This is a genomic window from Streptomyces sp. NBC_00310, assembly GCF_036208085.1.
GTDB lineage: Bacteria > Actinomycetota > Actinomycetes > Streptomycetales > Streptomycetaceae > Streptomyces.
On the sequence record NZ_CP130714.1, the window covers coordinates 9,537,253 to 9,555,889 of the forward strand.

Sequence of the window (18,637 nt, forward strand, 5' to 3'; positions counted from 1 at the left end):
CGTATTGGGTCGGCAGTGTAGAACGGGAGATGTGACGGCCATGGCTACGGAGACTCCCCAGCTCAACCACGCTTCTGCCGTTCCCGCGCCGGGTGACGAGCGGTGACCGAAGCCGGGACGGCGCGCGCCGGGGACCCGGAGCGCGACACCCTCGACAAGGCCGGGTCCGAGAACTTTCCCGTCGCCCCGTTCTTCCTGCCCAGGGCCTGGCGCGACGACCTCATGGCCGTGTACGGCTTCGCCCGCCTCGTCGACGACATCGGTGACGGCGACCTCGCCCCCGGCGGCGCCGACGCCCGTCTCCTGGGCGTCTCCCCGCAGGACGCCGACGACCGGCTGCTCCTCCTGGACGCCTTCGAGACCGACCTCGCCAAGGTCTTCGACGGCACCCCGAACCACCCGCTGCTGCGCCGACTCCAGCACACCGTCCGCAGCCGCTCCCTCACCCCCGAGCCGTTCCTCGCCCTGATCGCCGCCAACCGCCAGGACCAGCTGGTCAAGCGGTACGAGACCTACGACGACCTGCTCGCCTACTGCGCGCTGTCCGCCAACCCGGTCGGCCACCTGGTCCTCGCCGTCACGGGCGCCAGCACCCCCGAACGGGTCCGGCACTCCGACGCGATCTGCACCGCGCTGCAGATCGTCGAACACCTCCAGGACGTGGCCGAGGACCTGGGCCGCGACCGTGTCTATCTGCCCGCCGCGGACATGAAGCGCTTCCACGTCCAGGAGACGGACCTCGCCGCGCCCACCGCAGGCGCGTCGGTGCGCGCACTGGTCGCGTACGAGACGCGACGCGCCCGGAATCTCCTGAATGACGGCACCCCCCTCGTGGGTAGCGTCCGCGGCAGGCTGAGGCTGCTCCTCGCGGGGTTCGTGGCGGGAGGAAGGGCGGCCGTCCACGCGATCGCCGCCGCCGAATTCGACGTACTTCCCGGCCCGCCCAAGCCCGGCAAGCTCCGGCTGCTGCGCGAGGTGGGCGCGACCCTGCGAGGAGAGGGGTGATCCGGACCGTGGAGTCGGAACCACACGCGTCCGCGCCGGTACTCGCCGCCTACAGCTACTGCGAGGCCGTCACCGGACAGCAGGCCCGTAACTTCGCCTACGGCATCAGGCTGCTGCCGACGCCCAAGCGTCGCGCGATGTCCGCGCTGTACGCGTTCTCGCGGCGCGTCGACGACATCGGTGACGGCGCGCTCGCGGTCGAGGTCAAGGCGGCCCGGTTGGAGGAGACCAGAGCGCTGCTGGCCCGGGTCCGGGTCGGTTCCGTGGACGAGGACGACACGGACCCCGTCGCGGTCGCCCTCGCCCATGCCGCGACGGCCTTCCCGATCCCTCTCGACGCCCTCGACGAACTCATCGACGGCGTCCTCATGGACGTACACGGTGAGCACTACGAGGCCTGGGAGGACCTGAAGGTCTACTGCCGCTGTGTCGCCGGAGCCATCGGACGGCTCTCACTCGGTGTCTTCGGCACGGAACCGGGGGTGCGCGGTGCGGAACGAGCACCGGAGTACGCCGACACCCTCGGGCTCGCGCTCCAACTGACCAACATCCTCAGAGACGTTCGGGAGGACGCGGAGGGTGGGCGTACCTATCTGCCCGCCGACGACCTTGCGAAATTCGGCTGCTCGGCGGGGTTCTCCGGGCCTCTCCCGCCGGCCGACTCCGACTTCGCGGGTCTGGTGCACTTCGAGGTGCGCCGGGCCCGCGCCCTGTTCGCCGAGGGCTACCGGCTGCTGCCGATGCTCGACCGCCGCAGCGGCGCCTGTGTCGCCGCCATGGCCGGCATCTACCGGCGGCTGCTCGACCGCATCGAGCGCGAGCCGGATGCCGTGCTGCGCGGCCGGGTCTCGCTGCCGGGCCGCGAGAAGGCGTATGTCGCCGTACGCGGCCTCTCCGGTCTGGACGCCCGCCATGTGTCGCGCCGTACCGTCAGGAGGCGTGCCTGATGGACAATCCGGTCCAAGGTGAACCCATCGGGGAAAAGTGGTACGCAACCCTCCGCGGCACCAGGGCGTCCCTGACTGCAACGGCCGCCCGCGGACCAGTCCGGCGCCCCGGCGGGCCGGCAGGGGAGGGTGCACGATGACCGACGGCGCGCAGTCCGAGGGACTGCCGGACGCGGACCGTACGGGCCGCCGCCGGAGCACGGCCGTGGTGGTCGGCGGCGGGCTGGCGGGCATCGCCGCCGCGCTCTCGCTCGCCGACGCCGGCGTCCACGTCACCCTTCTGGAAGGGCGGCCCCGCCTCGGCGGACTCGCCTTCTCCTTCCAGCGCGGTGATCTGACCGTCGACAACGGACAGCACGTGTACCTGCGGTGCTGCACCGCCTACCGCTGGTTCCTCGACCGCGTCGACGGGGCCGCGCTCGCGCCGTTGCAGGATCGTCTCGACGTGCCGGTTCTCGACGCCGACGGCCGGCCCGGACGGCGGCTCGGCAGACTGCGGCGCGACGCGCTGCCCGTCCCCCTGCATCTGGGGCGCAGTCTGGCCACGTACACCCATCTCTCGCTCGCCGAGCGCGCCAAGGTGGGGCGCGCCGCACTGGCGCTCAAGGCCCTCGACCTCGCCGATCCCGCGCTGGACGAACGGGACTTCGGCGGCTGGCTGGCCGCGCACGGTCAGTCGGCGCGGGCCGTCGAGGCACTGTGGGACCTCGTGGGGGTCGCCACCCTCAACGCGGTGGCCCAGGACGCCTCTCTCGGGCTCGCCGCGATGGTGTTCAAGACGGGGCTGCTGTCCGACCCGGGCGCGGCCGACATCGGCTGGGCCCATGTCCCGCTGGGTGAACTGCACGACAAGCTGGCCCGCAAGGCGCTCGACTCGGCCGGGGTCCGCACCGGACTCCGCACCCGCGTCACCTCCATCTCCCCCTCGGAGAAGGGGAGTTGGCGGGTCGAGATGCCCGGCGAGAGCCTCGACGTCGACGCGGTCGTCCTCGCCGTACCGCAGCGCGAGACGTACGACCTGCTGCCCGAGGGGGCGCTCGACCGGCCCGGGCGGCTGCTGGAGATCGGCACCGCGCCGATCCTCAACGTCCATGTGGTCTACGACCGGAAGGTGCTGGGCAAGCCGTTCTTCGCGGCGCTCGGCTCGCCGGTGCAGTGGGTCTTCGACCGGACCGAGGCGTCCGGGCTGCGCGAGGGCCAGTACCTGGCGCTGTCGCAGTCGGCCGCGCGGGACGAGATCGACACGCCCGTGTCCGTGCTCCGCGAGCGCTATCTGCCCGAGCTGGAACGGCTGTTGCCCGGCGCGCGCGACGCCGAGGTGAAGGACTTCTTCGTGACCCGGGAGCGCACCGCGACCTTCGCTCCCACCCCCGGCGTCGGACGGCTCAGGCCCGGCGCCCGCACCAAGGCACCCGGCCTGTACCTGGCCGGAGCGTGGACCGCCACCGGGTGGCCCGCGACCATGGAGAGTGCGGTCCGCAGCGGCATCGGCGCGGCGGACGCCGCCCTCGCCGCGCTGGGCCGGCCCCGGGATCACCTCTTCGACTACGAGGAGGCCGCGTGACGCTCGAAGCGCACAGGACCGGTTCCCGCACTCTCGGTACCACGAACACATCGACATCTGGAGAGACTGTGCCCACTGTGCCCCCGGCCGTGACGGCCGCTGCGAGGACCGCGGTGGACGTGACCGCGCTCCTGGAGCGCGGGCGGACCCTGGCCACCCCCGTGCTGCGGGCGGCCGTCGATCGGCTGGCGCCCCCGATGGACACCGTCGCCGCCTACCACTTCGGCTGGATCGACGCCCACGGCAACCCGGCGGACGGCGACGGCGGCAAGGCCGTACGTCCCGCGCTCGCCGTCATGTCCGCCGAGGTCACCGGCGCCGCTCCCGAGGTCGGCATCCCCGGCGCGGTCGCGGTGGAACTGGTGCACAACTTCTCGCTGCTGCACGACGACCTGATGGACGGCGACGAACAGCGCCGCCACCGCGACACCGTCTGGAAGGTCCACGGCCCCGCCCAGGCCATCCTCGTCGGCGACGCCCTGATGGTCCTCGCCAACGAGATCCTCCTCGAACTGGGCACCGCCGAGGCGGCCCGCGCCACCCGCCGCGTCACCACGGCGACCCGCGCCCTCATCGACGGACAGGCCCAGGACATCTCCTACGAGCACCGCGAGCGGGTCACCGTCGAGGAGTGCCTGGAGATGGAGGGCAACAAGACCGGCGCCCTGCTCGCCTGCGCCTGCTCCATCGGCGCGGTCCTCGGCGGCGCGGACGACCGTACCGCCGACACGCTGGAGAAGTACGGCTACCACCTGGGCCTCGCCTTCCAGGCCGTCGACGATCTGCTGGGCATCTGGGGCGACCCGGTCTCCACCGGCAAGCAGACCTGGAGCGATCTGCGCCAGCGCAAGAAGTCCCTGCCGGTCGTGGCCGCGCTCGCCGCGGGCGGCCCGGCCTCCGAGCAACTCGGTGAGCTCCTCGCCGCCGACGCCAAGAGCAGCGACTTCGAGAGCTTCTCCGAGGAGGAGTTCGCCGTGCGCGCCGCCCTCATCGAGGAGGCGGGCGGCCGGGAGTGGACGGCCGAGGAGGCCCGCCGCCAGCACACGATCGCCATCGAGGCCCTGGACTCGATCCGGATGCCCGAACGGGTACGGGACCAGTTCGCGGCGCTCGCCGACTTCGTCGTCGTACGGAAGAGGTGATCGCCATCCCCCAGGAGTCGACCGCCATCGGTCGAATAGCCCTCGCGTAGTCGCCGGCCGGTGCTCGTCACCGGACACGCACCGGCCGACGGCTGACCCACCGCAGAGAGATCCGTCCACTGCACGAAGGGGAAGCCATGACAGCGACGACCGACGGAAGCACCGGGGCACTGCCGCCCCGCGCCCCCTCGGCCAGCGACTCCGACCACGACACCCCGGTGGCGGCCGGGGTCCAGGAAGCCGCCGCGCAGGCCATGGGGCGCGCCACCGACTTCCTGCTCTCCCTGCAGGACGCCCAGGGCTGGTGGAAGGGCGACCTGGAGACCAACGTCACCATGGACGCCGAGGACTTGCTGCTCCGTCAGTTCCTGGGCATCCGCGACGAGAAGACCACCCAGGCCGCCGCGCTCTTCATCAGAGGCGAGCAGCGGCCGGACGGAACCTGGGCCACCTTCCACGGCGGCCCGCCCGAACTCTCCGCCACCGTCGAGGCGTACGTCGCGCTGCGGCTGGCCGGCGACGACCCGGGCGAGCCGCACATGGCGCGGGCGTCCGCGTGGATCCGGGAGCGGGGCGGGATCGCCGCCGCCCGGGTGTTCACCCGGATCTGGCTGGCGTTGTTCGGCTGGTGGAAGTGGGACGACCTGCCGGCGATGCCGCCGGAGATCGTCTACTTCCCGAAGTGGATGCCGCTGAACATCTACGACTTCGGCTGCTGGGCACGCCAGACGATCGTGCCGCTGACCGTCGTCTCGGCCAAGCGTCCGGTGCGGCCCGCGCCGTTCCCGCTCGACGAGCTGCACACCGACCCCGGGCGACCGAACCCGACCAAGCCCCTTGATCCGCTGGGTAGTTGGGAAGGTGCCTTCCAGCGCCTCGACAAGGTCCTGCACGGCTACCACAAGGTGGCGCTGAAGCGGTTGCGCAGGGCCGCGATGAACAGCGCGGCCCGCTGGATCGTCGAGCGGCAGGAGAACGACGGCTGCTGGGGAGGCATCCAGCCCCCGGCCGTGTACTCGATCATCGCGCTGCACCTGCTCGGCTACGACCTCCGGCATCCCGTGATGCGGGCCGGGTTGGAGTCCCTCGACCGGTTCGCCGTGTGGCGTGAGGACGGGGCCCGGATGATCGAGGCGTGCCAGTCCCCGGTGTGGGACACCTGCCTCGCCACCATCGCGCTTGCCGACGCGGGCCTGCCCGCCGACCATCCCCAGCTCGTCAAGGCCGCCGACTGGATGCTCGGCGAGGAGATCGTCCGACCCGGCGACTGGTCGGTGAAACGGCCCCAACTTCCCCCGGGTGGCTGGGCGTTCGAGTTCCACAACGACAACTACCCTGACATCGACGACACCGCCGAGGTCGTCCTCGCGCTGCGCCGGGTCGGACACCACGACCCGGAGCGGGTGGAGAAGGCCGTCCGGCGCGGGGTGCGCTGGACCGTCGGCATGCAGTCGAGGAACGGGGCGTGGGGCGCCTTCGACGTCGACAACACCAGCCCGTTCCCCAACCGACTGCCGTTCTGCGACTTCGGCGAGGTCATCGACCCGCCGTCCGCCGACGTCACCGCGCACGTGGTGGAGATGCTCGCGGTCGAGGGCCTGTCCCGCGATCCGCGCACCCGGCGCGGCATCGAATGGCTGCTCGCCGAACAGAAGCCGAACGGCGCGTGGTTCGGCCGCTGGGGCGTCAACTACGTCTACGGCACCGGGTCGGTGGTCCCCGCGCTGGTCGCCGCCGGCCTGCCGGCCGCGCATCCGGCGATCCGCCGGGCCGTGGCCTGGCTGGAGACCGTGCAGAACGACGACGGCGGCTGGGGCGAGGACCTGCGCTCCTACCGTGACCCCGCCGAGTGGGGCGGCAAGGGCGCCTCCACCGCCTCCCAGACAGCCTGGGCGCTGCTCGCGCTGCTGGCGGCGGGGGAGCGGGACGCCAAGTCCACCGAGCGTGGCGTCGAGTGGCTGGCCCAGACCCAGCGGGAGGACGGGTCCTGGGACGAGCCGCACTTCACCGGGACCGGCTTCCCCTGGGACTTCTCGATCAACTACCACCTCTACCGGCAGGTCTTCCCGCTCACCGCGCTCGGCCGGTACGTGAACGGCGAGCCGGCCGTCCTGAAAGCCAAGGGAAGCTGATGAACACGCCCGCCGCCTCGGCCCCGCTGCTGATCGCCTGCGCGCTCGGCATCGAGCAGCTCGCCCTGCGCAGCGGCGACCGGGGCGGCGCCGGGGGGCCGGTCACCGTCCTGCGCACCGGCATGGGGCCACGGGCCGCCGAGCGGTCCGTCACCCGACTGCTCGCCGACCCGGGGCTGCGCGACGCGGCCGTGCTGGCCACCGGGTTCTGCGCCGGACTCGCCCCGGGCATGCATCCCGGCGACCTGGTCGTCGCCGAGGAGACCCGGGGGCCCGACGGCGTCGTCACACCCTGTGTGGGCACCGAACTGCTGGTCAAGGAGCTGGTGAGGGCCGTGCCCGGGCGTACGGTCCACACCGGCCCGCTCACCGGATCCGATCACGTCGTACGCGGTCAGGAACGGTCCGCCCTGTTCGCGACCGGCGCGCTCGCGGTCGACATGGAGTCCGCGGTCACGCTCCACTGCGCCGTGAGATCGGGCGGCCGCCCGGTTGCGGCCGTCCGGGTGGTCGTGGACGCTCCAGAACATGAACTGGTCCGGATCGGCACGGTACGCGGTGGAATATCAGCCTTCCGCGTCCTTCGTGCCGTCCTTCCCGCTTACTACGAATGGCACCGTTCCTTGCTGCTCCCCAGGAGGTGAGCCAGATGGCCATGCCGCTCCGCCAGTCCATCAAGGTGGCGACGTATCTCGCTGAACAGAAGCTCCGCAAGAGGGACAAGTTCCCGCTGATCGTCGAGCTGGAACCGCTCTACGCCTGCAATCTCAAGTGCGAGGGCTGCGGCAAGATCCAGCACCCGGCGGGCGTGCTCAAGCAGCGCATGCCGGTGGCGCAGGCTGTGGGCGCCGTCCTGGAGTCCGGTGCGCCGATGGTGTCGATCGCCGGGGGCGAGCCCCTGATGCACCCTCAGATCGACGAGATCGTGCGGCAGTTGGTGGCGAAGAAGAAGTACGTCTTCCTCTGCACCAACGCCATGCTGCTGCGCAAGAAGATGGACAAGTTCAAGCCCTCGCCGTACTTCGCGTTCGCCGTGCACATCGACGGGCTGCGGGAGCGGCACGACGAGTCGGTGGCGAAGGAAGGCGTGTTCGACGAGGCGGTGGCGGCCATCAAGGAGGCCAAGCGGCGCGGCTTCCGGGTGACCACCAACTCGACCTTCTTCAACACCGACACCCCGCAGACCATCATCGAGGTCCTCAACTACCTCAACGACGACCTCCAGGTCGACGAGATGATGATCTCGCCCGCCTACGCCTACGAGAAGGCGCCCGACCAGGAACACTTCCTCGGCGTCGAGCAGACCCGTGAGCTGTTCAAGAAGGCCTTCTCCGGCGGCAACCGGGGGCGCTGGCGGCTCAACCACTCGCCCCTGTTCCTCGACTTCCTGGAGGGCAAGGTCGACTTCCCGTGCACAGCGTGGGCGATCCCCAACTACTCGCTCTTCGGCTGGCAGCGGCCCTGCTACCTGATGAGCGACGGGTACGTCACGACGTACCGGGAGCTGATCGAGGACACCGACTGGGACGCGTACGGCCGGGGCAAGGACCCGCGCTGTGCCAACTGCATGGCGCACTGCGGTTACGAGCCGACCGCCGTCCTCGCCACCATGGGATCGCTGAAAGAGTCCCTGCGCGCGATGCGCGAGACCGTCTCCGGCAGCCACGGGAACCACGGGAAGCAGGGGTGATGTGATGACCGCCGTGTCGCTGGGCGTTCCGGAGATGCCCGTCCGACCGGTCGCGGAGCGCCGCCTCTCGCGGCGCATCCAGGTCGGTCCGGTGGCCGTGGGGGGCGGGGCCCCGGTGTCGGTGCAGTCCATGACGACGACCCGTACGTCGGACATCGGCGCCACCTTGCAGCAGATCGCCGAACTCACCGCGTCCGGCTGCCAGATCGTCCGCGTCGCCTGCCCCACGCAGGACGACGCGGACGCCCTCGCCACCATCGCCCGCAAGTCGCAGATCCCGGTGATCGCGGACATCCACTTCCAGCCGAAGTACGTGTTCGCGGCGATCGAGGCCGGCTGTGCGGCGGTGCGGGTGAACCCTGGCAACATCAAGCAGTTCGACGACAAGATCAAGGAGATCGCGCGGGCGGCGAAGGAACACGGGACCCCGATCCGGATCGGGGTCAACGCCGGCTCGCTCGACAAGCGGCTCCTGCAGAAGTACGGCAGGGCGACGCCCGAGGCGCTGGTCGAATCCGCGCTGTGGGAGGCGTCGCTGTTCGAGGAGCACGACTTCCGGGACATCAAGATCTCGGTCAAGCACAACGACCCGGTCGTGATGATCGAGGCGTACCGGCAGTTGGCGGCCCGGTGCGACTACCCGTTGCATCTGGGGGTGACCGAGGCCGGTCCGGCGTTCCAGGGCACGATCAAGTCCGCCGTGGCCTTCGGGGCGCTGCTCAGCGAGGGGATCGGCGACACGATCCGGGTCTCGCTGAGCGCCCCTCCCGTCGAGGAGATCAAGGTCGGCATCCAGATCCTGGAGTCGCTGAACCTGCGGCAACGGCGGCTGGAGATCGTCTCGTGCCCCTCGTGCGGACGGGCGCAGGTCGATGTGTACCGGCTGGCGGACGAGGTGACCGCCGGCCTCGAAGGCATGGAGGTGCCGTTGCGCGTGGCCGTCATGGGCTGCGTCGTCAACGGACCCGGGGAGGCGCGGGAGGCGGACCTGGGGGTCGCCTCCGGCAACGGCAAGGGGCAGATCTTCGTGAAGGGCGAGGTCATCAGGACCGTGCCCGAGTCGAAGATCGTGGAGACCCTCATCGACGAGGCGATGAAGATCGCCGAGCAGATGGAGAAGGACGGCGTCGCGTCGGGGGAGCCGGCGGTCACCGTGAGTTGACAACGGGCTGAGAGAGCACGGATCGAGAGGGGGCCCGACGTGACGATACTGGAGAGCATCCGGCAACCGCGCGACCTGAAGGCGCTGACCGAGGCGGAACTCGGTGAACTGGCCGAAGAGATCCGGGAGTTCCTGGTGCACGCGGTCGCCAGGACAGGTGGTCACCTGGGGCCCAATCTGGGGGTGGTGGAACTCTCCATCGCGCTCCACCGGGTCTTCGAGTCACCCGTCGACCGCATCGTCTGGGACACCGGTCATCAGAGCTATGTGCACAAGCTTCTGACAGGACGTCAGGACTTCTCCAAGCTGCGCGGCAAGGGCGGCCTGTCCGGCTACCCCTCGCGCGAGGAGTCCGAGCACGACATCGTCGAGAACAGCCACGCCTCCACCGCCCTCGGCTGGGCGGACGGCCTCGCCAAGGCCCGCCAGGTGCGGGGGGAGCAGGGCCATGTGGTCGCGGTCATCGGCGACGGCGCCCTGACCGGCGGCATGGCCTGGGAGGCGCTCAACAACATCGCGGCCGCCAAGGACCGGCCGCTGATCATCGTCGTCAACGACAACGAACGCTCGTACTCCCCGACCATAGGCGGCCTCGCCAACCACCTCGCGACCCTGCGCACCACCGACGGCTACGAGCAGGTCCTCGCCTGGGGCAAGGAGGTCCTGCTGCGCACCCCGGTCGTCGGCAGGGAGGTCTACGAGGCGCTGCACGGGGCGAAGAAGGGCTTCAAGGACGCCTTCGCGCCGCAGGGCATGTTCGAGGATCTGGGCCTGAAGTACGTCGGTCCGATCGACGGGCACGACACCAAGGCGGTCGAGTCGGCACTGCGCCGCGCCAAGCGCTTCCACGGGCCGGTCCTGGTGCACTGTCTGACGCAGAAGGGCCGCGGGTACGAGCCCGCGCTCGCCAACGAGGAGGACCACTTCCACACGGTCGGCGTCATGGACCCGCTGACCTGCGAGCCGCTCACCCCTGCCGGCGGACCCTCCTGGACGTCGGTCTTCGGCGACGAGATCGTACGCATCGGGGACGAGCGCGAGGACGTCGTGGCGATCACGGCGGCCATGCTGCACCCGGTGGGGCTCGGCAGGTTCGCGGAGAAGTTCCCGGACCGGGTGTGGGACGTGGGGATCGCCGAGCAGCACGCGGCGGTGTCGGCGGCCGGCCTCGCCACGGGCGGCCTCCACCCGGTCGTGGCGGTCTACGCGACCTTCCTCAACCGGGCCTTCGACCAACTGCTGATGGACGTGGCGCTGCACCGGTGCGGGGTCACCTTCGTCCTGGACCGGGCCGGTGTGACGGGTGTCGACGGAGCGTCGCACAACGGCATGTGGGACATGTCCATCCTCCAGGTCGTGCCGGGGCTGCGGATCGCCGCGCCCCGCGACGCCGACCAGCTGCGGGCCCAGCTGCGGGAGGCGGTCGCCGTGGACGACGCTCCCACGCTGATCCGGTTCCCGAAGGAGTCGGTGGGGCCGGAGATCCCGTCCCTGGAGCGGGTGGGCGGCATGGACGTCCTGCACCGCTCCCCGTCCTCGGAGTTCTCCCCGTCCTCCTCGGAGTCGTCTCCGACCTCGGCGTCCTCCCCGTCCCCGGACCGTCCGAAGGTGCTGCTGGTCGCCGTCGGCGTCATGGCCTCGGTGTGCCTGCAGGCCGCCGAGCTGCTTCAGGCGCGGGGCATCGGCTGCACCGTCGTCGACCCGCGCTGGGTCAAGCCGGTCGATCCGGCGCTGCCGTGGCTCGCCGACGAACACCGGCTGGTGGCCGTCGTGGAGGACAACAGCCGGGCGGCCGGGGTCGGTTCGGCGGTCGCACTGGCGTTGGGGGACGCCGAGGTCGACGTGCCCGTACGACGGTTCGGGATTCCGGAGCAGTTCCTCCCGCACGCCAAGCGCGGGGAAGTGCTGGCGGACATAGGTCTGACGCCGGTCGAGATCGCCGGACGGATCAGCGCGTGTCTGGCCGTCAAGGGCGAGCTCGCCGAGGACGACCTGTCCGAAGCCGTGCCTTCCGAGGGGACACCGTAAAATGACCACCGCGGAACCCGCCGCCGGTGCCGAGGAGTTCGACCTCGGCAGACTCCTGGCCGAGCGCGGCGCCGAGCGCTACGAACTCCACACCCGGCACCTCAACCACCAACTCCCGCGCATGCTGCACACCATCGGCTTCGACAAGGTCTACGAGCGGGCCGAGGGCGCGTACTTCTGGGACGCGGACGGCAACGACTACCTGGACATGCTCGCCGGGTTCGGGGTGATGGGGCTCGGCCGCCACCACCCCGTGGTCCGCAAGGCGCTGCACGACGTGCTCGACGCGCACCTCGCCGACCTGACCCGCTTCGACTGCCAGCCGCTGCCCGGGCTGCTCGCCGAGAAGCTGCTCGGCCACAGCCCGCACCTGGACCGGGTGTTCTTCGGCAACAGCGGCACGGAGGCAGTCGAGACCGCGCTGAAGTTCGCCCGGTACGCCACTGGCAGACCGCGCGTCCTGTACTGCGACCACGCCTTCCACGGGCTCACCACCGGCTCGCTCTCCGTGAACGGCGAGGACGGCTTCCGGGACGGCTTCGCACCGCTGCTGCCCGACACGGCCGTACCGCTCGGTGATCTCGACGCCCTGGCACGGGAGTTGAAGAAGGGGGACGTCGCCGCCCTCGTGGTCGAGCCCATCCAGGGCAAGGGCGTGCACGAGGCGCCGCCCGGCTATCTGCGCGCCGCCCAGGAGCTGCTGCACCGCCACAAGGCCCTGCTGATCGTCGACGAGGTGCAGACCGGGCTCGGGCGGACCGGGGACTTCTACGCCTATCAGCACGAGGACGGGGTCGAGCCGGACCTGGTGTGTGTGGCCAAGGCGCTCTCCGGCGGCTATGTCCCGGTCGGCGCGACCCTCGGCAAGGAGTGGATCTTCAAGAAGGTCTACTCGTCGATGGACCGCGTCCTCGTCCACTCGGCGAGCTTCGGCTCCAACGCCCAGGCCATGGCCGCCGGCCTCGCGGTTCTCTCGGTCATGGAGAACGAGGAGATCGTGGCCCATGCCCGGGCCACGGGGGATCTGCTGAAGGGCCGGCTCGCGGCACTGGTCGACAAGTACGAACTGCTCAGCGACGTACGCGGCCGGGGCCTGATGATCGGCATCGAGTTCGGCCGGCCCAAGTCGCTCAAGCTGCGCAGCCGTTGGGCGATGCTCCAGGCGGCCCGCAAGGGACTCTTCGCCCAGATGGTCGTCGTACCGCTGCTGCAGCGGCACCGCATCCTCACCCAGGTCTCCGGCGACCATCTGGAGGTGATCAAGCTGATCCCGCCGCTGGTCGTCGGGGAGCGGGAGGTGGACCGGTTCGTCGAGGCCTTCACCGAGGTGATGGACGACGCGCACAGCGGGGGCGGGCTGATGTGGGACTTCGGCAGGACGCTGGTGAAACAGGCGGTGGCCAACCGGTAGAGGGGCCTGTCGGGGAGCGACTCCGCGGGCACGGATGGCTTTGCCTCTGAGGCAAGAAATTTGCCGCAGAGGCAAACCTCCGGCTGAATGGAGGGCATGAGCCCCTCCGAGGGTACGGACCCTCCCGAGCCCCCGCTGAGCGGGGAGCTGCCCGCTGTCGCCCCGCAGTTGCGGGCCCTGCGGCGCAGGGCCGCCCTCACCCTGGAGGCCGCGGCCCGTGCCGCCGGGATGTCGCCCGCACACCTCTCCCGGTTGGAGACCGGGCAGCGCCAGCCCTCGCTGCCGATGCTGCTCGCGCTGGCCCGTATCTACGGTACGACCGTCTCCGAACTGCTCGGTGAGACCGTGGCCGAGCGGGACGCCGTGCTGCGCGCGCCCGACATGGAGCCCACCCGGGCCGGCGGCTGGACGTACTGGCAGGCGGGCGCGTCCGGGCGCGGGATGCAGGCGCTGCGCGTCCATGTGCCGTACGGCTCGCAGGGCGACATCGTGCGGGTGCATCCCGGCGAGGAGTGGCTCTACGTCCTCAAGGGGCGGCTGCGGCTGCGCCTCGGTGACACCGCGCATCTGCTGGCGCCGGGGGACAGCGCGCACTTCGACTCGCTGACCCCGCACCGCATCGCCGCCGCCGACCACGACGGCGCCGACCTCCTGTTCGTCCACACCCTTCTGCAGAGCCCGACCGCCGCGCTGTGCCTCGGGCCGATCACCCCCGGAGAGACCCCATGACCGACCTGGAAGAGAAGTTCCCCCGCGCCCTGTGGGTGCGGCTCATCATCTACATCGCGGTCGGCCATGTCTTCGCGGCCTTCGTCTACCTGCTGTTCGAGGTGGGCGCCAAGCAGTAGCCGTATGACCGGCGGGTCGGTACTCCGGGTCGGTCCTCCGGGTCGGTCCTCCGGGTCGGCCCTCTGCCGGTCGGGCAGGCGGCGCCCTAGTCGAGCAGGCGGTCGCGCAACCGGCTCCGGACCTCAGGAGTCACCTTCAGGCCCTTGTCCAGATAGGTGTCCACGTCGCCCCAGGTCTCGTCGATCGTTTCGAAGGCCGCCTGGAGGTATTCGGCGCGGGCGTCGAAGAGCGGGCTCAGCAGATCCATGACCTCCGGGGAGTACGCGCTCGCGTGGCTGCTGCTGCGGTGCACCTTGTAGCGGCGGTGCTTGGCGTTCGACTCCAGGTAGTCGGCGACGACGGCCTCGCGCTCGACGCCCAGGGCGAGGAGCGTGATGGCGATGGACAGGCCCGCGCGGTCCTTGCCCGCGGCGCAGTGCATCAGCACGGGCACACTGTCCTCGGCCACCGCGTGCAGCACCCGGGAGTGTTCGGCCGTGCGGTGCTTGATGATCGTCCGGTAGGAGGCGATCATCCGGCCGGCCCCCTTGCCGCCGTCCAGCAGAGCACGCAGCTGGTCCAGGTCGCCGTCGCGGACCATCTTCCAGAACTCGGCGCCGTCCGCCGGGTCGCTCAGCGGCAGGTTCACATTGAGCGTGCCGGGCAACTCGACGTCCGGGCCCTCCAGCTTCTGGTCGGCCGCGTTGCGGAAGTCGAAGATCGTGTGCAGGCCCAGGGAGGTCAGGAACGCGGTGTCCTCGTCGGTCGCGTGCGCGAGATGGCCACTGCGGAACAGCACCCCATGACGCACCCGGCGGCCGTCCACGGTCGGCAGACCGCCCACATCGCGGAAATTGCGCACTCCGGTCAGATCGGGCTCGGTCGACGGGATCTGCTGCGTCACTGGGGCTCCCTCCCATCCGTCCGTCGGCGCCGAACGTCGACGGGCACGCACTCGACACCGAGGCGCGCACTCGACGATACGACATGGGTGCGTACGCCAATGAGTTGTCCACAGGAGGCGCGGTGGAGCCCGTGGTGCTTGTCCACAGGCGGTTCGGCCGACGCGTCGGCAGTTGTCCACAGGCGACACCGAGCGCCTGCGGCGACCTGCGATGATGTTGAAGCCCGATCGCACCTGTTCGAACCTGTGGGGGCTTGATGTTGGAAATCGGCGCAGACAGCCGGACCTGGCTTCTCACGGGGCCCCGGAGCAGCTATGCCCTGCGGCTCACGGAGAACGACGAGCTGCTGCACCTGCACTGGGGTCCCCGGATCGCGCTCGCCGACGCCGAGGACTTGGCCGCCAGGCAGCAGCTGCCGTACTGGCCGTTCGAGGCCCCGGTCGACGGACACGAGGAGTACCCCGTCGAGGGCGGTCCCCGCTTCACCCGTCCCGCTCTCTCCGTGCGCACGGACGAGCGGCGCGGCACCGAGTGGACCTTCCAGGCGTACGAGGCCGAAGGCGACGAGCTGCGGCTGCGGTTCACCGACGGCGGACTCGGGATCACGCTGCACTACCGGATGCGCGACGACGTGGTCGAGCGCTGGGTGACCCTCGCCAACGAAGGGCCGGCGGTGGAGCTGCTGCGGGCCGACTCGGCGACCTGGACGCTGCCGCCGCGCGCGGAGGAGGCCTGGCGGCTGTCCCAGCTGCACGGGCGGTGGGCGGCCGAGTCCCGGCTGGTGCACGGGGACCTCACGTACGGCGAGAAGGTCATCGGCAGCCGGCGCGGGCACACCGGGCACCAGCACCTGCCCTGGGTCGCCCTGGACACCGACGCCACCGAGGAGCGCGGCGAGGTCTACGGCTGTGCCCTCGGCTGGTCGGGGTCCTGGCGGATCGCGGTCGCCCAACTCCCGGACGCGCGCGTGCAGATCACCGGCGGCGCCGGATACGACGAGTCCGGTCTGCTGCGGCTGGAGACGGGCGGGACGTTCACGACGCCCGTCTTCGCCGGCCTGTGGAGCGACGGCGGCTTCGGCGGGGCGAGCCGTGCCTGGCACACGTATCAGCGGACGTACGTCATCCCGGACGCGGAGCAGGACCGGCCGGTGCTCTTCAACTCCTGGGAGGCCACCGAGTTCGACATCTCCGAGGAACAGCAGGGGACGCTCGCGCGGCGGGCGGCAGCCATCGGGGTCGAGCTGTTCGTCGTGGACGACGGCTGGTTCGGGGCGCGCACCAGTGACCGGGCCGGCCTCGGCGACTGGACGCCCAACCCGGACCGCTTCCCGAAGGGGCTGAAGCCGCTCGCCGACTACGTGCATGCCCTCGGGATGCAATTCGGCATCTGGGTCGAGCCCGAGATGATCAACCCGGACAGCGAGCTGTACCGGGCGCACCCCGAATGGGCGCAGTACCAACCGGGGCGAAAGCGGACGGAGCTGCGTAATCAGCTCGTCCTCAATCTCGCGCGCGAGGACGTCCAGGAATACCTCTGGGAGCGGCTCGACGCACTCCTGTCCAGCGCGCCGATCGACTATGTGAAGTGGGACTTCAATCGCTGCTTCACGGACGCCGGCTGGCCCGGTGAGCCGTATCCGCAGAAGCTGTGGGTCGAGCACGTGCACGCCTTCTACGCCCTGCTGGACCGGCTGCGGGCCGCGCACCCCGGGGTGGCGTTCGAGTCGTGCTCGGGTGGCGGCGGCCGTATCGACCTCGGAGTGATGGCGCGGACGGACCAGGTGTGGACGTCCGACAACACCGACCCGCTGGACCGGCTCGCCATCCAGCACGGCTTCAGTCAGGTCCACCCGGCCCGGATCATGGCCGCGTGGGTCACCGACAGCCCGAACAACCAGCTCAACGGCCGGGTCAGCTCGCTGCGGTTCCGGTTCGTCAGCGCCATGGCGGGTGTGCTGGGCGTCGGCGGCGACCTCACCGAGTGGACGGAGGAGGAGCTGGCCGAGGCGCGGGGCTGGGTCGAGCTGTACAAGGAGATCCGGCCGGTCGTGCAGCGCGGCGACCTCTACCGGCTGCGGCCGCCGACGGGCGGGCTGAGTGCCGTGCAGTACGTCCACGGTGACGAGGTCGTCGTCCTGGCCTGGCTCCAGGCCCAGCACTACGGCGAGCCGCTCGCCCCGCTCCGCCTGCGCGGGATCGACCCGACAGAAAAGTATGAATGCCGCGAAACGGGTGAAGTGCACCGGGGTGCCGTGCTGTTGCACCACGGATTGCGGACGGGGCTGCGCGGTGACTTCGATGCGAAGGTTATCCGCCTGCGTCGCACTTGAGTGAACTGTCCGAAATGGAGCTGTAATTCCAACAAGCCCTGGAATAAAGCCTACTGGGTCGTAGGCGCGTGAGCAGCGTCATATTCGTGACGTTCCGCTGTCGCCATGTCCACGTAATTCGTAGGCGATTCCAGGGCGCTTGGAAATACCCAAGACCTGTCTTTTACGGAGCGTGATGGTGGATTGATGTAAGGATCAGGTGGAAAGGCGCACAGGAAGTCCCAATGGTTGTCTCTGTGGGCACAAGTCGCTTACGTTCGGCGTCAATCCGGACGGACGCCCAATCCTGCCGCCGACCGGAGCCGCGTACCGACCTGATCCACGGCAGGAGCGGGGGACCCACAGGTATGACCGCCTGTTCCGGTCTCCGGAACGGCTAGGGGTATAGCCGTGCGTCAGCACGGCCGGACATCTCCAGTCCGCACCCGACAGCTCACCTCGCAGGCGCCGGAGAGGAATTCGCCATGCCCGCGAAGGGTAAGCACCGCCGTCCGAAGTCCCAGCGTTTCACCCGTTCGATCGCCGCCGCGGGGACCGGTGGCGCGGCGCTCGCGCTGCCGCTGATCGGAGCCGCCGGCGCCCATGCCGCGACCCCGACGGCCGCCGTTTCCGGTGTCTCCGAGAAGACGGCCTCGGTCGCCACCGAGAAGGCCGCGGCCGAGGCGGGCGCACGGATCGAGGCGGCCGAGAAGGCCGCGCAGGCGGAGAAGACCGCCACCAAGAAGGCGGCGACCAGGACCTACTCGGTGAAGGTCGGCGACTACCTCGCGAAGATCGCGGACGAGCAGGACGTCGAGGGCGGCTGGAAGCAGCTGTACTCGGACAACCGTGAGGCGATCGGCTCCGACCCGTCGCTCATCCACCCGGGCCTCAAGCTCGGCATCGGTGGCCGGGCCACGTCGAGCGGTACGCCGCAGGCGTCGACGAAGCCGCAGCTGTCGCAGTCCTCGAAGTCCGAGGAGTCGTCCCAGTCGTCGAAGTCCTCCGGCTCGTCGACGCAGACGCAGGAGTCGAAGGACACCCAGGCGTCGACCTCCACGTCGAGCGGCCAGTCCTCGTCGTCCAACAGCTCCGGCTTCAGCCTGCCCATCCAGGGCGCCACCGTCGGCACCGCGTACAAGACCGCCGGCAGCATGTGGTCCAGCGGCTACCACACGGGCGTCGACTTCGTGGCCCCGACCGGCACCTCCCTCAAGGCCGTGGGTGCGGGCACCGTCGTCTCCGCCGGCTGGGGCGGCGCGTACGGCAACCAGGTCGTCATCAAGCTCGCCGACGGCTACTACGCCCAGTACGCCCACCTGTCCTCGATCTCCGTCTCCGCGGGCCAGTCCGTGAGCGGCGGCCAGCAGATCGGCCTCTCCGGCGCGACCGGCAACGTCACCGGGCCGCACCTCCACTTCGAGATCCGTACCACCCCCAACTACGGTGCGGACATCGACCCGCTGGCATACCTCCGCTCGAAGGGCGTCAGCGTCTGACGCACCGCCACCG

General features: G+C 70.5%; 16 protein-coding genes and 1 riboswitch. Of the genes, 15 read left to right on the forward strand and 1 reads right to left on the reverse strand.

The annotated features are described in order from the left end of the window. The first annotated feature begins 102 nt into the window (after positions 1-102). The 13 genes from hpnC (at position 103) to OG202_RS41630 (ending at position 13,929) form a co-directional block, all read left to right on the forward strand. Complete coding sequence (gene hpnC / locus OG202_RS41575) at positions 103-1,005, forward strand: squalene synthase HpnC (RefSeq protein WP_326574534.1); 903 nt, start codon at positions 103-105, stop codon at positions 1,003-1,005. Further along, positions 1,002-1,952 (forward strand): presqualene diphosphate synthase HpnD, encoded by a 951-nt coding sequence (gene hpnD, locus OG202_RS41580; protein WP_326574533.1) that lies wholly within the window; start codon positions 1,002-1,004, stop codon positions 1,950-1,952. The genes hpnC and hpnD overlap by 4 nt, the downstream gene beginning before the upstream one ends. Continuing rightward, complete coding sequence (locus tag OG202_RS46665; protein ID WP_405895766.1) at positions 1,952-2,092, forward strand: DUF6380 family protein; 141 nt, start codon at positions 1,952-1,954, stop codon at positions 2,090-2,092. Before hpnD ends, OG202_RS46665 begins: the two co-directional genes overlap by 1 nt. Next, positions 2,089-3,516 carry a hydroxysqualene dehydroxylase HpnE gene (gene hpnE / locus OG202_RS41585; RefSeq protein WP_326574532.1) on the forward strand — a complete coding sequence of 476 codons (1,428 nt, stop codon included), beginning with the start codon at positions 2,089-2,091 and terminating at the stop codon, positions 3,514-3,516. The genes OG202_RS46665 and hpnE overlap by 4 nt, the downstream gene beginning before the upstream one ends. An 89-nt stretch (positions 3,517-3,605) precedes the next feature. Next, positions 3,606-4,658: a polyprenyl synthetase family protein gene (locus OG202_RS41590; protein WP_326585530.1), complete on the forward strand. Its 1,053-nt coding sequence runs from the start codon at positions 3,606-3,608 to the stop codon at positions 4,656-4,658. A gap of 137 nt (positions 4,659-4,795) precedes the next feature. Further along, positions 4,796-6,790 carry a squalene--hopene cyclase gene (gene shc, locus OG202_RS41595; RefSeq protein ID WP_327726771.1) on the forward strand — a complete coding sequence of 665 codons (1,995 nt, stop codon included), beginning with the start codon at positions 4,796-4,798 and terminating at the stop codon, positions 6,788-6,790. Continuing rightward, a complete protein-coding gene (locus OG202_RS41600) occupies positions 6,790-7,434 on the forward strand; it encodes a phosphorylase family protein (RefSeq protein ID WP_327726770.1) in 645 nt (214 codons plus the stop codon). The genes shc and OG202_RS41600 overlap by 1 nt, the downstream gene beginning before the upstream one ends. Positions 7,435-7,439: 5 nt before the next feature. Continuing rightward, positions 7,440-8,480, forward strand: coding sequence for an adenosyl-hopene transferase HpnH (gene hpnH, locus OG202_RS41605; protein ID WP_327726769.1), 1,041 nt, complete (start codon positions 7,440-7,442; stop codon positions 8,478-8,480). Between the two features lie 4 nt (positions 8,481-8,484). Further along, positions 8,485-9,642, forward strand: coding sequence for a flavodoxin-dependent (E)-4-hydroxy-3-methylbut-2-enyl-diphosphate synthase (ispG, locus tag OG202_RS41610; protein ID WP_327726768.1), 1,158 nt, complete (start codon positions 8,485-8,487; stop codon positions 9,640-9,642). A 39-nt stretch (positions 9,643-9,681) separates the two neighbouring features. After that, positions 9,682-11,670 carry a 1-deoxy-D-xylulose-5-phosphate synthase gene (dxs, locus tag OG202_RS41615; RefSeq protein ID WP_327726767.1) on the forward strand — a complete coding sequence of 663 codons (1,989 nt, stop codon included), beginning with the start codon at positions 9,682-9,684 and terminating at the stop codon, positions 11,668-11,670. Position 11,671: 1 nt separating this feature from the next. Then, complete coding sequence (locus OG202_RS41620; RefSeq protein ID WP_327726766.1) at positions 11,672-13,081, forward strand: aspartate aminotransferase family protein; 1,410 nt, start codon at positions 11,672-11,674, stop codon at positions 13,079-13,081. A 96-nt stretch (positions 13,082-13,177) separates the two neighbouring features. Continuing rightward, a complete protein-coding gene (locus OG202_RS41625) occupies positions 13,178-13,810 on the forward strand; it encodes a helix-turn-helix domain-containing protein (protein ID WP_327726765.1) in 633 nt (210 codons plus the stop codon). Next, on the forward strand, positions 13,807-13,929 hold the full coding sequence (locus OG202_RS41630) for a DUF6126 family protein (protein WP_326574524.1): 123 nt from the start codon (positions 13,807-13,809) through the stop codon (positions 13,927-13,929). The genes OG202_RS41625 and OG202_RS41630 overlap by 4 nt, the downstream gene beginning before the upstream one ends. Before the next feature lie 86 nt (positions 13,930-14,015). Here the strand turns inward: OG202_RS41630 and OG202_RS41635 are convergent, their stop codons facing one another. After that, positions 14,016-14,813: a tyrosine-protein phosphatase gene (locus OG202_RS41635; RefSeq protein WP_327726764.1), complete on the reverse strand. Its 798-nt coding sequence runs from the start codon at positions 14,811-14,813 to the stop codon at positions 14,016-14,018. A 257-nt stretch (positions 14,814-15,070) separates the two neighbouring features. Between OG202_RS41635 and OG202_RS41640 the strand changes: the two genes are divergently transcribed. Then, positions 15,071-17,146, forward strand: coding sequence for an alpha-galactosidase (locus OG202_RS41640; RefSeq protein ID WP_328224444.1), 2,076 nt, complete (start codon positions 15,071-15,073; stop codon positions 17,144-17,146). A gap of 301 nt (positions 17,147-17,447) precedes the next feature. After that, positions 17,448-17,606: riboswitch (cyclic di-AMP (ydaO/yuaA leader) on the forward strand. 4 nt (positions 17,607-17,610) lie between these two features. After that, positions 17,611-18,624, forward strand: a complete 1,014-nt coding sequence (locus OG202_RS41645; RefSeq protein ID WP_326574521.1) for a M23 family metallopeptidase — start codon at positions 17,611-17,613, stop codon at positions 18,622-18,624. Positions 18,625-18,637 lie beyond the last annotated feature (13 nt).

What these genes read in the sequence shown, in the direction of transcription:
- OG202_RS46665 (WP_405895766.1), top strand. Translation starts at nt 1,952, where the DNA reads ATGGACAATCCGGTCCAAGGTGAACCCATCGGGGAAAAGTGGTACGCA.
- ispG (WP_327726768.1), top strand. Translation starts at nt 8,485, where the DNA reads ATGACCGCCGTGTCGCTGGGCGTTCCGGAGATGCCCGTCCGACCGGTC.
- OG202_RS41630 (WP_326574524.1), top strand. Translation starts at nt 13,807, where the DNA reads ATGACCGACCTGGAAGAGAAGTTCCCCCGCGCCCTGTGGGTGCGGCTC.
- shc (WP_327726771.1), top strand. Translation starts at nt 4,796, where the DNA reads ATGACAGCGACGACCGACGGAAGCACCGGGGCACTGCCGCCCCGCGCC.
- OG202_RS41625 (WP_327726765.1), top strand. Translation starts at nt 13,178, where the DNA reads ATGAGCCCCTCCGAGGGTACGGACCCTCCCGAGCCCCCGCTGAGCGGG.
- OG202_RS41645 (WP_326574521.1), top strand. Translation starts at nt 17,611, where the DNA reads ATGCCCGCGAAGGGTAAGCACCGCCGTCCGAAGTCCCAGCGTTTCACC.
- OG202_RS41640 (WP_328224444.1), top strand. Translation starts at nt 15,071, where the DNA reads ATGTTGGAAATCGGCGCAGACAGCCGGACCTGGCTTCTCACGGGGCCC.
- hpnH (WP_327726769.1), top strand. Translation starts at nt 7,440, where the DNA reads ATGGCCATGCCGCTCCGCCAGTCCATCAAGGTGGCGACGTATCTCGCT.
- hpnE (WP_326574532.1), top strand. Translation starts at nt 2,089, where the DNA reads ATGACCGACGGCGCGCAGTCCGAGGGACTGCCGGACGCGGACCGTACG.
- OG202_RS41620 (WP_327726766.1), top strand. Translation starts at nt 11,672, where the DNA reads ATGACCACCGCGGAACCCGCCGCCGGTGCCGAGGAGTTCGACCTCGGC.
- OG202_RS41600 (WP_327726770.1), top strand. Translation starts at nt 6,790, where the DNA reads ATGAACACGCCCGCCGCCTCGGCCCCGCTGCTGATCGCCTGCGCGCTC.